The following is a 13,321-nucleotide window of genomic DNA, read 5'->3' on the forward strand; positions in this document are numbered from 1 at the left end:
GGTATTAAAGTGTCTATAATTAGACCATTTAAAGGATTAAGACCTAAGAAAGAGTTGGTTGAGGAATTTTCATGTCCACCATATGATGTTTTAGAAGAAAATGAGGTTAAAGAAATTGTTTCTAAACACCCAAATAGTTTTTTAAGAGTTACAAGAGCGGAAGTTGAATTTGAAAATGATATTGATCCACATAGTGAAATAGTGTATAAAAAAGCGAAAGAAAATTTAGAAAATTTTAAAAAAGATGGTGTACTAGTTGAAGAAAAAGAACCAGCACTTTACTTCTACAGAGAAACATGGAATGGACATTCACAAACAGGAATTTTTGCTACTTTCTCTGTAGAAGAATATCAAAAAGGTCTGATAAAAAAACACGAATTAACAAGACAAGATAAAGAAGACGATAGAACAAAACATATAATGATATTAGAAGCTCAAACTGGTCCTGTATTTTTAACATTTAAATCAAAAGAAACTATAAAAGATTTGATAAATAAAGGAATTAATGCTGCTGAAAAAATTTATGATTTTGTTGATGAAAAAAGTGTTCATCATGAATTATGGGTCTTAACGAATAAAAATTTAATTGAAGAATTAGAAAATGCTTTTAAAGATGTTGAATCTTTGTATATTGCTGATGGACATCATAGAGCAGCAGCAGCCTCAAGAACAAAAGAAATTTTAAAATCAAAAAATCCTTTACATACTGGAAGCGAAGAATATAATTCCTTTATGGCTGTTGTCTTCCCACATGATGAATTAAAAATCCTTGACTATAACAGAGTTGTAAAAGATCTAAACGGTTTATCAGATGATGATTTCATGAATAAACTTTCTGAATATTTTGAAATAGCAGAAGCTCCAGAATCCCCATACAAACCAAAATCAAGACATGAATTTGGAATGTATATAAATAAAAAATGGTATATTTTAAAAGCTAAAGAAAATATTATAGATGAAAAAGATCCTGTAAAACAATTAGATGTTTATATTTTACAAAATTATTTATTATCTCCTATATTAGGAATAGAAAATCCAAGAAAAGATCCAAGAATTCACTTTTTAGGTGGAATCAGAGGAGTTAAAGCTTTAGAAGAATGGATTGACGGAAAAAATTGGAAAGTTGCATTTTCTATGTACCCAACATCTATCGAAGAATTGATGGCTGTAGCGGATGCTGATAAAACTATGCCACCAAAGTCAACATGGTTTGAACCAAAATTAAGATCTGGATTATTAATACACGAAATATAATAACATCCCCCATTTGGGGGATGTTATTATATTTTAAGCCATTCTATCGCTTCTCTTATTTCATTTTTGTTTGTTTTATATATACTCAATAACAACCCCTATGCATTTTTCATTTTTAATAATTTTTGTTTTTTTATTTGAGAACAATCATATTTTTAAGTACAAAGTATCATCAATTTTTGTTTTTTTATTTTTAGTTTTATCTGAAAGTAATAATTCTTCAATTTTCTTTTTATGATATATTGCACTAAATGAAAAAAGTTTTTTCACAAAATGTTTATTATTTATTTTTGAATTTTCAAAAATACTTATTATCTCTTTTGTTGAATAATCTATAATGAAATTTATATATTCTTTCTCTTCTTTCGATAAGTCTGATAATTTATTTACATTAAACGTAACTTTTATTGGATTAAAATTTCCTTTTTTTATATCTCTTTCAAAGTCATATATAGCATCATAGAGATATACTAAAGAACCCACATAATTACTAAAATCATCTGGAAGATCTAACCCATGCTTTTCAATTATCATTTTTGTTATTTCAATTGAAGGTAAAAAATATTCATCTAACTCATGATTATTTTTTTCTATTTCAAATTGCTTTTTTAAAATACTCTCATATTCATTTATAAATTCTTCCCCATAATAACTTACAATCTTTTTTCTCAAGCCTTTAATAAATATATACATTTTCTCTAAATTAGAATCAAACAATTTATCATATAATTTTCCATATATGATAAAAGCATTTAAATATGAAAATTCCTTAAATTTTTCTAAATCTTTATATATATATCTTTTCTTAAATCCTACCCATGGACATCTTATTTCTTTTAAATTTCTCTCATCAAATTTCAGTTTAATAATTGAAAAAAAAGAAACTTCTCTTACAATAAACATTCTATATAAATTTCCAAATTCTTTTTTTAATGAATGGCAAAGCGAACAATAATGACTTGTATAATGTATTCTTTCTTTTTCATTTGGTTTAAAAAAAAGGGAGATATATCCGTACAATTTTCTTTCACATCCTTATTGAGAAATTCCAACATATAAATCCATAGTTCTTTCTACAGTGTTTTCATTTGATTTTACAGCAAAAATTAGCTTATAATTACCAGGTATTGATAATTTTACAGGAGGTATATATGAAACCGAATGTATTTGAACCTTTCCACCTTCACTAATATATATTCGTTTTTTTTCGTTATTCTCATAATTATAAACAATAGTATTATTTTCAATATTTAGTAATCTTATATTATACCCTTCAATTTCTAAAAATCTTTCTTTTTTAAAATCTAAATTATTTATATAAAAATCTCCTTGAAACAGCTGGTTTACAGGATAAAAAAGATATGTGTCAATTGACAAGCTCACATTTTTTAATTTTTTTTCTATATTATTTGTTATTGCTAATGGAATATAAACAGCCTGATTTAATTCTTCACTTACAAAATATAATTCATATATACCTTTACTTACCGGAGGGATACTTATCTCAAATGTTTGATATTCTAAAGAGTTTAATGTAATATAACCTAAATTTACAGGAACTTCTTTTATCAACTTTCTTTTTTGAGTAAATATTTGAATTTTCCCCATAAGATTAATACTTTTAGTCTCAGATGAATAATTTTTTGCTTCTATATATAATTTAGGATATTCATTTTCTAAATAAAAAGCTTTTTCCAAATAAATATTATATTTAATTGAATGAATATATTTAAACTGTTTTTTCAATTTTATCGTTTTATTATTATAATTAAATTTCGCTTCAACAACATAATCTCCATTAGGAATCTTCGACATTGGATTAACCAAATTTAAATCGAAAATTTTTTTACTCTCTAAAGGATATAATTCGTAATCTATAATATTAGGATATTCAAATCTATAAAAAGTTTCACTAGATGAATCTGTTACTTTATATATATAAAATACAAACGAATCTATTTTCATTTTTTTACTTTTACTTCCTGTATTAAACATATTAACATTTATACTTAATCCATCTGGATATGTGTATTCATTTGGTGACATTAGTGAAAATGATATACTATCCATTATTAACGAATCTCCAAACCTGTATCTTGGAAAATAATATTTCGATAATATTATTAGTGCTATTGCAAAAACAGAAATAAAAATAATAATAAGATTATTTGTTCTTTGCCTTCTTTTTTGCATTTTTCTTATATAATCCCTCTTTTCTTTTTCCTTATCATATTTTTCCCATTCTTCTGGTGTTTTACTATGATATTTCATAAAATTCACCTCTGTTCATCATTAAAAAAAGTTTTATATTCATTTATTGATATTTTGCTTTTGATAAGTAATTGGTTTAATTCATCTTCATAAAATGTATAAAAAGGCGTTTGTTTTATTTTTTTTATGTCGTTTTTTCTTAAATATTCTTTTGTTAATTCATTAATTTCAAGAATTTCAAAAACTGGTTTTATCGAAATATATCCTGTATTATGACATTTGTTACATCCTTTATTGTTTTCATCAACATAACAATCACATTTTATTTTTACAAAGTTTTGATTAAATATAAGCTTTACAGAATTTAAAATATCATTTTGTTTAATTCCTTTTTCAATCAATCTATTAATTACATTAAAAACATCATTTGAATGTATTGTAGAAAAAACCAAATGACCAGTCATAGCTGCTTCTACAGTTAATTTAGACATTTCTTCTGTTCTAATTTCACCTGTCATTAAAATATCTGGATCATGTCTTAAAATATTTTTCAATAAAGTTGTTTTTTCTGAATCACTATTTATTTCAATTTGCTGAGCACCTGGTATTTGATATTCAAGAGGATTTTCAATTGTAATAATCTTTTTTGATTTATATTTCAAAATATCAAGTAAAATATATGCTAATGCAGTTGATTTACCACTACCTGTTGGTCCTGAAAACAGAATAAGGCCGCTTTTCATCATTTTAATTTTTTCTATATAATCAATGAATTTTTCTGGATAATTTAAATTTTCAACAGTTAAATCTGAAATGTCTTTCAATTTTCTTATTACACAATTTATACCATCTGTGTTTCTAATCAATGAAATTCTAAATCTCTGGTTATAAAAAGCAAAGGACCCATCTGACGGATCCTTATCATTAACAACATCTATTTTTGACAATATCTGAATTTTAGTCAAAATTTTATCATATATCTTCTTTGGAATTTTTTCAAATTCTATTAATGTACTATTAAATCTATAAGATATAACGGAGTTCTGTTTATCTACAGAAAAATGCAAATCGGTTACTTTCTTTTCTAAAAGAATACCCATATACTTTTCAAAAAGTATAGCTGGATCAATGTCTTTAATTTTTATTCCTTTATCTATTTTTTTATTAAAAAATAATTGTTGAACAGAAATTTCTTCCAAATTATTCTTCATAATCTCCCTGCTGTGCTTCTAAATATTTTTCTAATTTAATCTTTTCTTCATTTAAAACATTATTCCCAAACAGTCTATATATTGCAGGGATTTCATAAATATTTTCTCCGTCAAAATCATTCAATATTTTATTATATCCAGCAGCAACAATAGTAACCTTTAGTTCATCAGGTTGCATATCATCAACTTCAGTAATACCATATTTTAAATTAACTTCATCGGTTGAATATGAATGTAAAATAGAAGTTACTATTTTTAAATCTTTTAATGTTGGATTTTTACCTGCAACATTAACTAAAGCTGCTGTAGCATTTTGAACTGAATTTTCCAAAAATTTGGAATTTAAGGCATTTTTGGCAGCTTCTTCAGCTTTATTAGGTCCTTTACCCCAACCAATACCAAGCATTGCGGAACCTCTTCTTTTTAAAACAGATTCCACATCAGCAAAATCTGTATTTACCAAACCTTTTTTGGTAATTAAATCGGAAATTCCTGTTATTCCTTGATATAAAATATCGTCAGCTTTTGCAAAAGCTTGTCTTATTGGAATATCATCATTTTCTTCAAGTAATTTATCATTTGAAATTTTTATTAACGTATCAACATATGGTTTTAATTTATTCAAACCACTATTTGCTATTTTTTGTTTTGTTGAACCTTCAAAATGAAATGGTATAGTTACAACTGCAACTGTTAATATGCCTAATTCCCTAGCTATACGAGCTATTACTGGAGAAGCCCCAGTACCAGTTCCACCACCAAATCCAGCTGTAATGAACAGCAAATCAGTTCCTTGAATCATTTCTCTTATTTCATCAGCACTTTCTTCGGCAGCTTTTTCCCCTTTTTCCGGATTTCCACCAGCTCCTAACCCTCTTGTTAATTCCTTTCCAAGTTGTAATTTAAATTTTGCATTGCTTGTTTCCAAAACTTGCACATCAGTATTAGCCGCAATAAGATCGACTTCAGCAACACCTAATCTTACCATTCTTTCAATAGCGTTGTTACCAGCACCACCAACACCTATAACTTTAATAACATACTTAGGCCTTTTATGAAACATTTCTTTAGAATTATCCTCAATAGGCAAATTAAATGGCATCTTCATTACCCCCTAAAAGGATTCTTCCAAGTCTTGAGAAGAAACCTCCCTTTTTTTCTACTTTTTCTTCATGAAAATTATTTTCAACATAATCTTTTGAATCTTCTATATATAATTTTGGTATATTTGTACCACTAAAATATAAATTTATAGTTCCTAAAATTGGTGAAAACAATGGATCTTTAAATAATTCATCTGCATTTTCAATATAAAAATTAGATGAATTGTTCGAGGCTACTCCTAACCTTGTTTGAGATCCCATAAAATCAGAAATAGTCTTTTCAATATTTTTTATTCTTGCTCCACCACCTGTATGAACTATACCTGCTTGAAGTCCTCCAGCTATTTCAAGTGTATTTTCATATTCTAATTTAGCTAAATCACTATTTAATTTATTTATTATTTCTCGAGTTCTCGCAAAAACTATTTTATTAAGTAAATTCTGTGTAGTATATTCATAATGATCTCCAACTAAACTCAAATAGTCAACTTTCTTCACAACTTTTGTATCTTGAAGACAAACTGCCTGTTCTTCAAGAAGTCTTAAAGCTTCTCCTTCAGATGTTTTTAAAACATGCATTAAATCTTTTAATACATATTCCATACCAACCTCAAAATCCAAATAAAATTTAGGGATTCCATCCTTGAAAATCAACATTCTTGCTTTTGAATGTCCTAAATCTATAATACCAACACCAAGATTTCTATCTGAAGTATTTGTAACTCCATAAGCTGCTGCTAAAGTCGAATCATATATTGGAATTTCACCTTCTACTAAATTTTTTATTGTATTTCTAATAGGAGCAAAAGCATTTTCAGGTACCCAAATAACATTTATCACCGCATTTAAACTATAATTCGCAACAAAAGCTACCGGATTTTTTACCTTCTTATCATCCACCTCAAAATTCACAAATTTTATATCTAAAACCTCTTTATTTAATTCAGAATATTTTTGTTGTATATTTGATTTAATTTTTTCTAAATCTCCTTCTGTGATTTCTTTTGGTTCAGAGAATTCTAATGTATAACTTTCTCTTGAAATTTTTAATTCATTAGTAGCATAAGATAAAATTATTTCTATTTCTTTTGCTTTATTATTTTCCCCTTCTAAAGTATAAATAACATTTTCTATTTTTCTCCTTAATGCTTTCACATCTTGAACCTGTCCTTTTACAATCCCCTCAGCTCTCTCTATTGATTTGGAAATCATTTGAAATCTTCCTTTAACTTCCTCTAATGCTATACCTTTAATGAAAAAATTTCCGACATCAATTGCATAAATAACCTTTTTGGCCATTTTATCCCTCCTAATAAATACTAATTAAACTACCTCCAGAAAGAAGATGATAATTCCCCGGTTCATATTTTTTTAATTTAATTATTATATCTTCAAAATTTTTTATAACATCTTTCCATGAATTAAAAAAAATTTTATAACCGACATTTATGTATAATATTTTTTTTTCAAAATCAATTCTCGAAATATAATTTAATTGATTTAAAGATAATTTTGACAATTCGTTTTTATAATTAAAATAATCATCAAAATTTATAAGAGGATATCCTACTATAGGAACATCCGAAATTTTAAAAATTATTTCATCTTTATTTAAAAGTAGATACCTGCTATTAAATTTTACCACACATATAGGTTGTTGTATTGCTGCGATGTTAATCGTGTTTTTCTTTTGTGTAACAAAAAAACTGAAGATAATATAAAAAATAATAAAAATATACATCATCAATATTAACAGCAATAAAGAACGTGTGGCATTCATTTAAATATCTAGCTCCTTAATCTTTAAAGCATGTTCTTCTATAAATTCTCTTCTTGCTGATGGATCATTTCCCATCAATATTTCCAAAATTTCTTCTGTTTCTACAAGATCATCAATATTAATTTGAACTAATTTTCTTTTTTCTGGATCCATTGTTGTGTCCCATAATTGATTAGAATTCATTTCACCAAGCCCTTTATATCTTTGTAATGAAAATTTTGGATACTCTTTCTTTAATTTTTCTAATTCTTCATCGCTATATAAATAAGCTTCAAATTTACCTGATTTAAATTTATATAAAGGTGGTTGTGCTGCATATATTCTTCCCTCTTTAATTAATTCAGGCATAAACCTGAAAAACAATGCTAATAACAATGTTCTTATGTGAGCTCCATCAACATCAGCATCTGTCATAATAATAATTTTTCCATATCTTAATTTATCTATATTAAAATTTTCTCCTATCCCAGTACCAATTGCTGATATAATATTTGAAACTTGTTCATTTTTCATTAATCTTTCAATATCATGTTTTTCAACATTAATTATTTTACCTCTTAATGGCAATATTGCTTGAAAATTTCTATCTCTAGCAGTTTTAGCATTACCACCAGCTGAATTTCCTTCAACAATAAATAATTCTGTCTCATCTAAATTGGTTGATGTACAGTCAGCAAGTTTTCCAGGAAGTGGTGAATTTTCAAAAATTGATTTTCTTTTTACTTTATCTCGAGCTTTTTTTGCGTTTATACGAGCTCTTGCAGCTTCTTTTATGCGTTCAAATATCATTTTTGTATCTTTAGGATGAGAGTCCAGAAATTTAATTAAATATTCTGATAAAATTTCATTTACAGCAACCCTAACTTCTTTACTTCCTAATTTAGCTTTCGTCTGACCTTCAAAAACTGGGTCTGGAAGCTTAATACTCAAAATTGCAATTAATCCTTCTCTTACATCTTCACCAGTAAAATTGGCTTCTTTTTCTTTTAAAAATTTATTCTTACGGGCATATTCATTCATTATTCTTGTTAAAGTTGTTTTAAAAGCTGATTCATGTTCTCCACCTTCAATAGTTCTTATATTATTTACATAGCTATATAAATGTGGAAAATCATTTCGTGTATACATCATTGAAAATTCAACTATAATATCAGAAAAATTTTCACCTCTTGGATTTTTTACAGCCCCTTTTCCAAAAATAGGATTTTCATGTATTGGCATTTTTTTATTCTTTTTAATCAAATGCTCTAAAAATTCTGATATGCCTTTTTCAAATTTAAATACATTTTTTTTATTTCTTTTTTCATCTATAAATTCTATTTCTAAACCAGGATTTAAAAATGCTAATTCCCTTAATCTACTTTCAATAATTTGTCCTTCTACTTCAATATCGCCATTTTCAAATATTTCAGAATCTGGTTTAAATTTTATATGTGTTCCAGTTTTATTTGTATCACTTAATATTTCTACTTCAGTTAGCTTAATTCCTCTTGAATATTTTTGATAATATATCTTTCCATTTCTATGAACCCAAACCTCTAAATATTCAGATAAAGCATTAACAACAGAAGCACCAACACCATGCAATCCACCACTTATTTTATAAGTAGCATTATCAAATTTACCGCCAGCATGTAGTGTTGTAAACACAACTTCTAGTGTATCTTTTTTTTCAGTTGGATGTGGCCCTACAGGAATTCCTCTTCCGTTGTCTATAATTTCTATAGAATTATCACTATTTATTTTAACTACAATTTTACTACAAAAACCACTCATATATTCATCAACACTATTATCTACTATTTCATATACTAAATGATTTAATCCTGATTTCCCAATAGAACCTATATACATACCAGGTCTTTTTCTAACAGGTTCTAAACCTTTTAAAACTTTAATATTTTCTTGGGAATATTGACTCATTAACTAACACCTCCGGAAAATTTTATATCTTTTATCTTATCATATTCAAGTTTATTATTAATATCTATTAAAATTCTTTTCTTTTTAAATACAATTTCTTGCTTAATATAATTATCATTTACATACAAAAAAAGTGTGGAGGTTTTCAAATCTACATTAACCACCTCCACTGAGGTTAAACCATATTTCTCAAAAACATTTTTTATTATATTTTTTAAGTCTTTTATCATCAAAACCTTTTTTAATACGTTATTTTGGCGTCCTAAATCTTTAAGAATTTCATTTAATTCTTTCATTTTACTCCCAATACTCATTATTAGCAATAATAAAATCTTGCCAGTAATTAATAAGCGTTTCCGTTGAAATCCCTGGAGCATTAAATGTAAAATTAGGAACAATCCTTCTAACTGGTATTATTCCAACACTAGTATGAGTCAAAAAAATTTCATCTGCAGAAAGCAGTTCCCATACCTCTATATTTCTCTCTTCAAAATCCATATTAAAACTTTCTATTAATTCTAAAACTATTTTTCTTGTAACTCCCGGTAAAATCCCGGCAGAAATTGGAGGAGTCGTTATTACTCCAGCAGTTACAATAAAAATATTAGATTTAGTACCCTCAGTAACATATCCAAATTCATTTAAAACAATAGAATCATAATAGGCATTATATTTTTGCCTTAAATACATACTATATCCGTTCAATGTTGTTTTTACATAATATGGAATCACTGGATTTTTTGGTTTTCTCTCGCGAGAAATTGTAAGAACAACACCACTTTCTCTTAAATCATCAATTTCTCTTATCGGTTCTATAAAGGCATAAAAAGTTTTTTCTTTAGACGTATATTTATTTATCAATATTTTTATTCTCACATCATTTTTGCAATTAAAGTTTTTTATGCCACTTATTAATGTGTTTTTTAAAATTTCGTATTCTGGAACTTCCAAACCTAAAAACATCGCAGATTTTTTTAATCTCTCATAATGAAAACGAAGAGCAAAAATATTTTTATTATAAGTCCTCAATGTTTCATAAGTAGAATAACCATTAAAAAGGTCAAAATCTTCATTTTTATATATTGTTTTTTCAATCCAATTTTTAGAATTATAAAACACGTGAAATCACCCCAGTACTATCAAAGTTTTCTATCATAACATTATAAAAAACATTATTGTTCAATATTCCATTTATTTTATGATAAATATAATATTCATCATAACCAAAACTTTTATTACCTTCAACTTTTTCTATTAAAACTTTTACCCTTTTCCCTGTTAAATGTTTTATATATTTATTTGTTGATTGACTAATATATTTTTGCAGTTCTTTCATGCGATTTTTTTTAATGTTTCCAGGAATTTGATTTTTCATCCTTGCCGCTTTAGTATTAGGTCTGCTTGAATATCTAAATGCATGTATACGTGAAAAATTATATTTATTTAAAAAAGTAATTAACTTTTCAAAATCGTTTTCAGTTTCCCCAGGAAATCCAACTATCAAATCAGCTGATATAGAAAAATCCGGGTTTATAGTATATATCATATCAAATAATTTATATAAATATTCTTCTGTATATTTTCTTCCCATAGTTTTTAAAATAGTAGTTGAAACATGCTGTAAAGATAAATGTATATGTTTTTCAAATATTGAACTATTATTTAACAGTTCAATAAATTCTTTATCTATAAAATCTGGATATAAAGAGCTTATCCTAAATCTTATTTCTTTACTTTCAAATTCATTGTTTATATCAAATATCAATTTTTTTAAATTATAACTCGTTCTATACCCAAAATATGATAGGTTAATCCCTGTAAACACTACCTCTTTTATGCCTTGCGAATAAATATTTTTAATACTTTCAAAAATTTCTTTTTTTTCAACACTTCTAATTTTATTTCCTCTAGCAAAAATAATTCTACAATATGCACAAAATTCCATACATCCTTCTTCAATTGGAAGAAAATATCTTGAATATGAGTTATATGGCTTAGTTGGAATAAATAGTTTCTCATCATTTTTATTCCAATATGCTTTTTCAACAAATACTCCATTTTTATCGATATATTTTTCAATGTATTTTTTTTCTAAATTTCCTAATATTAAATCTGCTCCAGCTTTTCTTATTTCATCCACACTTGTATGTGAATAGCATCCAACAACAACGACTTTTTTATTTTTATTTTCTCTTTTAATGCTTCGTATTAGTTGTTTAATCTTCCTTTCAGCTTCTTTGGTTACAGTACAAGAATTAATCAACACATAATCACTGTTTTTGCCTTTTTTGTCATACTCTACAAAAAAATTTAATTGTTGTAATTTTTCTCCAATATATTCACTCTCTGCTTGATTTAATTTACATCCATAAGTAATTATATCTATTTTTTTCACGGCTCTTTTAATATCCCCTTTGCAGCAAGACTCAATAATTTTATTCTTCTCACAATACCAACTAATCTATTATCATAATCAACAACTGGAACAATTTTTAAACTATTTTTGATTATTACATCTGCAACATGTAAAGCAGTGTCATCATAATAAACTTTTGTTGGATTTTTATCCATAATGTCCGATACTGTTTTGTGAAGAATATTTCCTAATCCTTTAATAAATTGTTGTGAATCCGGAATAAACGATGTAGATTGCATCAAAGAAAGGTATCCCGGTATAGACGCCTTAATAACCATAGATTCACTCAGTAATCCTACAAGATGAAATTCTGTATCAACAATAGGAAAAGCTGAATAACCATGTCTCTCACATAATATGATAAATCGTTCTATAGTAACATCTTCAACCAAAGATGTGACATCTTTTAACATTATATCTTCTACTCTCACTATTTCACCTTCTTTACTTCGAAATAATTAAAGTATTTATTGATTTCTTCAATATTTTCAATATATTTTTCAACATGATGAACTTTTGCAATAGCTGTTGCCATTCCAAATTTTGCAGCTTCCAAATAATTATATCCGTTTTTTAAAATATGATATATTATACCCGTCATAAAAGAATCTCCAACTCCAAATAAATGAGATCTATCAATAGTCTCATTAACTTTAAATAACCATACTCCCTCATTTGTAGCGATAACATCACCCTCAACATGATAACTTAAAACTGACAATTTGGCTCCATGTTTAATAATATCTTCTGCGGCATAAATATAATCTTCCATATCTTTTAAGTTTCTATCAAAATACTTTTTTTCTTTTCTCAAATCTACTCTAACAACTGCTGGACAAGCTTTTTCTACTGCTTCATTAAAATGTTCTCCATTAGATTCCATATAAGTTGTAATCCCTCTTCTCTTTGCCATAGAAACCAATTTTGAATAAATATCTTTAGGAGTATTTGGCGGAACACTTCCAGAAATTAAAACGTGCTCAACTAGAGATAATGAATTTTCATATCTTTGAATAAAATGTTCAATATCTATTTCTTGTAATCGTGGCCCACTAGAATTAATTTGAGTAATTGTGTGATTTTTTAAATCTAATATAGCAATATTTTCACGCGTTTCTTCTTCGACAAAAATAAAGTTAGCTGTAATATTTCTATCTTCTAATAATTTCTCTAAAAAAACTCTTCCAATAAAGCCGCCTAAAAATCCCAAAGCCATATTTTCTATTCCTAACTTACTAAGCATTTTTGATACATTCACACCTTTTCCACCCGGTTCCATAACTGCATTTGAGGGGTTCGATATTCTAAACATTTGACCACATTTAAAATCTTCTACTATTATTTCTCTATCAAGAGAAGGATTTAACGTTACTGTCATTACATCCATGTTTTAACCCCCTAAATATATAGTATTTTTTTCACT

General features: G+C 26.6%; 13 protein-coding genes. 1 reads left to right on the forward strand and 12 read right to left on the reverse strand.

Features of this window, described 5'->3' with window-relative positions; translation table 11 throughout:
* The first annotated feature begins 9 nt into the window (after positions 1–9).
* On the forward strand, positions 10–1,254 hold the full coding sequence (locus BUA62_RS03035) for a DUF1015 domain-containing protein (RefSeq protein WP_072863313.1): 1,245 nt from the start codon (positions 10–12) through the stop codon (positions 1,252–1,254).
* Between the two features lie 147 nt (positions 1,255–1,401).
* On the opposite strand, the gene BUA62_RS03040 is transcribed toward BUA62_RS03035, so the two are convergent.
* The 12 genes from BUA62_RS03040 to BUA62_RS03095 are packed head-to-tail and all read right to left on the reverse strand — an operon-like array spanning position 1,402 to position 13,285.
* Positions 1,402–2,274 (reverse strand): DUF5685 family protein, encoded by an 873-nt coding sequence (locus BUA62_RS03040; protein ID WP_072863315.1) that lies wholly within the window; start codon positions 2,272–2,274, stop codon positions 1,402–1,404.
* Positions 2,275–2,289: 15 nt separating this feature from the next.
* Positions 2,290–3,525, reverse strand: coding sequence for a hypothetical protein (locus BUA62_RS03045; protein WP_072863317.1), 1,236 nt, complete (start codon positions 3,523–3,525; stop codon positions 2,290–2,292).
* A 5-nt stretch (positions 3,526–3,530) separates the two neighbouring features.
* The gene (locus BUA62_RS03050) at positions 3,531–4,676 is read right to left on the reverse strand and encodes a GspE/PulE family protein (RefSeq protein WP_072863319.1); all 1,146 of its coding nucleotides are present in this window, start codon (positions 4,674–4,676) and stop codon (positions 3,531–3,533) included.
* Positions 4,666–5,778, reverse strand: a complete 1,113-nt coding sequence (ftsZ, locus tag BUA62_RS03055) for a cell division protein FtsZ (protein ID WP_072863321.1) — start codon at positions 5,776–5,778, stop codon at positions 4,666–4,668. Before ftsZ ends, BUA62_RS03050 begins: the two co-directional genes overlap by 11 nt.
* Positions 5,768–7,078 carry a cell division FtsA domain-containing protein gene (locus BUA62_RS03060; protein ID WP_072863323.1) on the reverse strand — a complete coding sequence of 437 codons (1,311 nt, stop codon included), beginning with the start codon at positions 7,076–7,078 and terminating at the stop codon, positions 5,768–5,770. Before BUA62_RS03060 ends, ftsZ begins: the two co-directional genes overlap by 11 nt.
* 10 nt (positions 7,079–7,088) lie before the next feature.
* Complete coding sequence (locus tag BUA62_RS03065; protein ID WP_072863325.1) at positions 7,089–7,559, reverse strand: DUF4894 domain-containing protein; 471 nt, start codon at positions 7,557–7,559, stop codon at positions 7,089–7,091.
* Positions 7,560–9,482, reverse strand: a complete 1,923-nt coding sequence (locus tag BUA62_RS03070) for a DNA gyrase/topoisomerase IV subunit B (protein WP_072863327.1) — start codon at positions 9,480–9,482, stop codon at positions 7,560–7,562. It abuts the gene before it with no gap.
* On the reverse strand, positions 9,482–9,778 hold the full coding sequence (locus BUA62_RS03075; protein ID WP_072863329.1) for a DciA family protein: 297 nt from the start codon (positions 9,776–9,778) through the stop codon (positions 9,482–9,484). Before BUA62_RS03075 ends, BUA62_RS03070 begins: the two co-directional genes overlap by 1 nt.
* A gap of 1 nt (position 9,779) precedes the next feature.
* Complete coding sequence (locus tag BUA62_RS03080; protein WP_072863331.1) at positions 9,780–10,601, reverse strand: aminotransferase class IV; 822 nt, start codon at positions 10,599–10,601, stop codon at positions 9,780–9,782.
* Positions 10,591–11,877 carry a tRNA (N(6)-L-threonylcarbamoyladenosine(37)-C(2))-methylthiotransferase MtaB gene (mtaB, locus tag BUA62_RS03085; protein WP_072863333.1) on the reverse strand — a complete coding sequence of 429 codons (1,287 nt, stop codon included), beginning with the start codon at positions 11,875–11,877 and terminating at the stop codon, positions 10,591–10,593. Before mtaB ends, BUA62_RS03080 begins: the two co-directional genes overlap by 11 nt.
* Complete coding sequence (locus BUA62_RS03090; RefSeq protein WP_072863335.1) at positions 11,874–12,329, reverse strand: CBS domain-containing protein; 456 nt, start codon at positions 12,327–12,329, stop codon at positions 11,874–11,876. Before BUA62_RS03090 ends, mtaB begins: the two co-directional genes overlap by 4 nt.
* Positions 12,329–13,285: a 1-phosphofructokinase family hexose kinase gene (locus BUA62_RS03095; RefSeq protein WP_072863337.1), complete on the reverse strand. Its 957-nt coding sequence runs from the start codon at positions 13,283–13,285 to the stop codon at positions 12,329–12,331. Before BUA62_RS03095 ends, BUA62_RS03090 begins: the two co-directional genes overlap by 1 nt.
* Between the last annotated feature and the right edge of the window lie 36 nt (positions 13,286–13,321).

It is taken from the genome of Marinitoga hydrogenitolerans DSM 16785, assembly GCF_900129175.1.
GTDB lineage: Bacteria > Thermotogota > Thermotogae > Petrotogales > Petrotogaceae > Marinitoga > Marinitoga hydrogenitolerans.

Excerpts from the sequence above, each read along its gene's own strand:
- ftsZ (WP_072863321.1), bottom strand. The coding sequence starts at position 5,778 with ATGCCATTTAATTTGCCTATTGAGGATAATTCTAAAGAAATGTTTCAT.
- BUA62_RS03070 (WP_072863327.1), bottom strand. The coding sequence starts at position 9,482 with ATGAGTCAATATTCCCAAGAAAATATTAAAGTTTTAAAAGGTTTAGAA.
- BUA62_RS03095 (WP_072863337.1), bottom strand. The coding sequence starts at position 13,285 with ATGGATGTAATGACAGTAACGTTAAATCCTTCTCTTGATAGAGAAATA.
- BUA62_RS03075 (WP_072863329.1), bottom strand. The coding sequence starts at position 9,778 with ATGAAAGAATTAAATGAAATTCTTAAAGATTTAGGACGCCAAAATAAC.
- BUA62_RS03045 (WP_072863317.1), bottom strand. The coding sequence starts at position 3,525 with ATGAAATATCATAGTAAAACACCAGAAGAATGGGAAAAATATGATAAG.
- BUA62_RS03065 (WP_072863325.1), bottom strand. The coding sequence starts at position 7,559 with ATGAATGCCACACGTTCTTTATTGCTGTTAATATTGATGATGTATATT.
- BUA62_RS03060 (WP_072863323.1), bottom strand. The coding sequence starts at position 7,078 with ATGGCCAAAAAGGTTATTTATGCAATTGATGTCGGAAATTTTTTCATT.
- BUA62_RS03050 (WP_072863319.1), bottom strand. The coding sequence starts at position 4,676 with ATGAAGAATAATTTGGAAGAAATTTCTGTTCAACAATTATTTTTTAAT.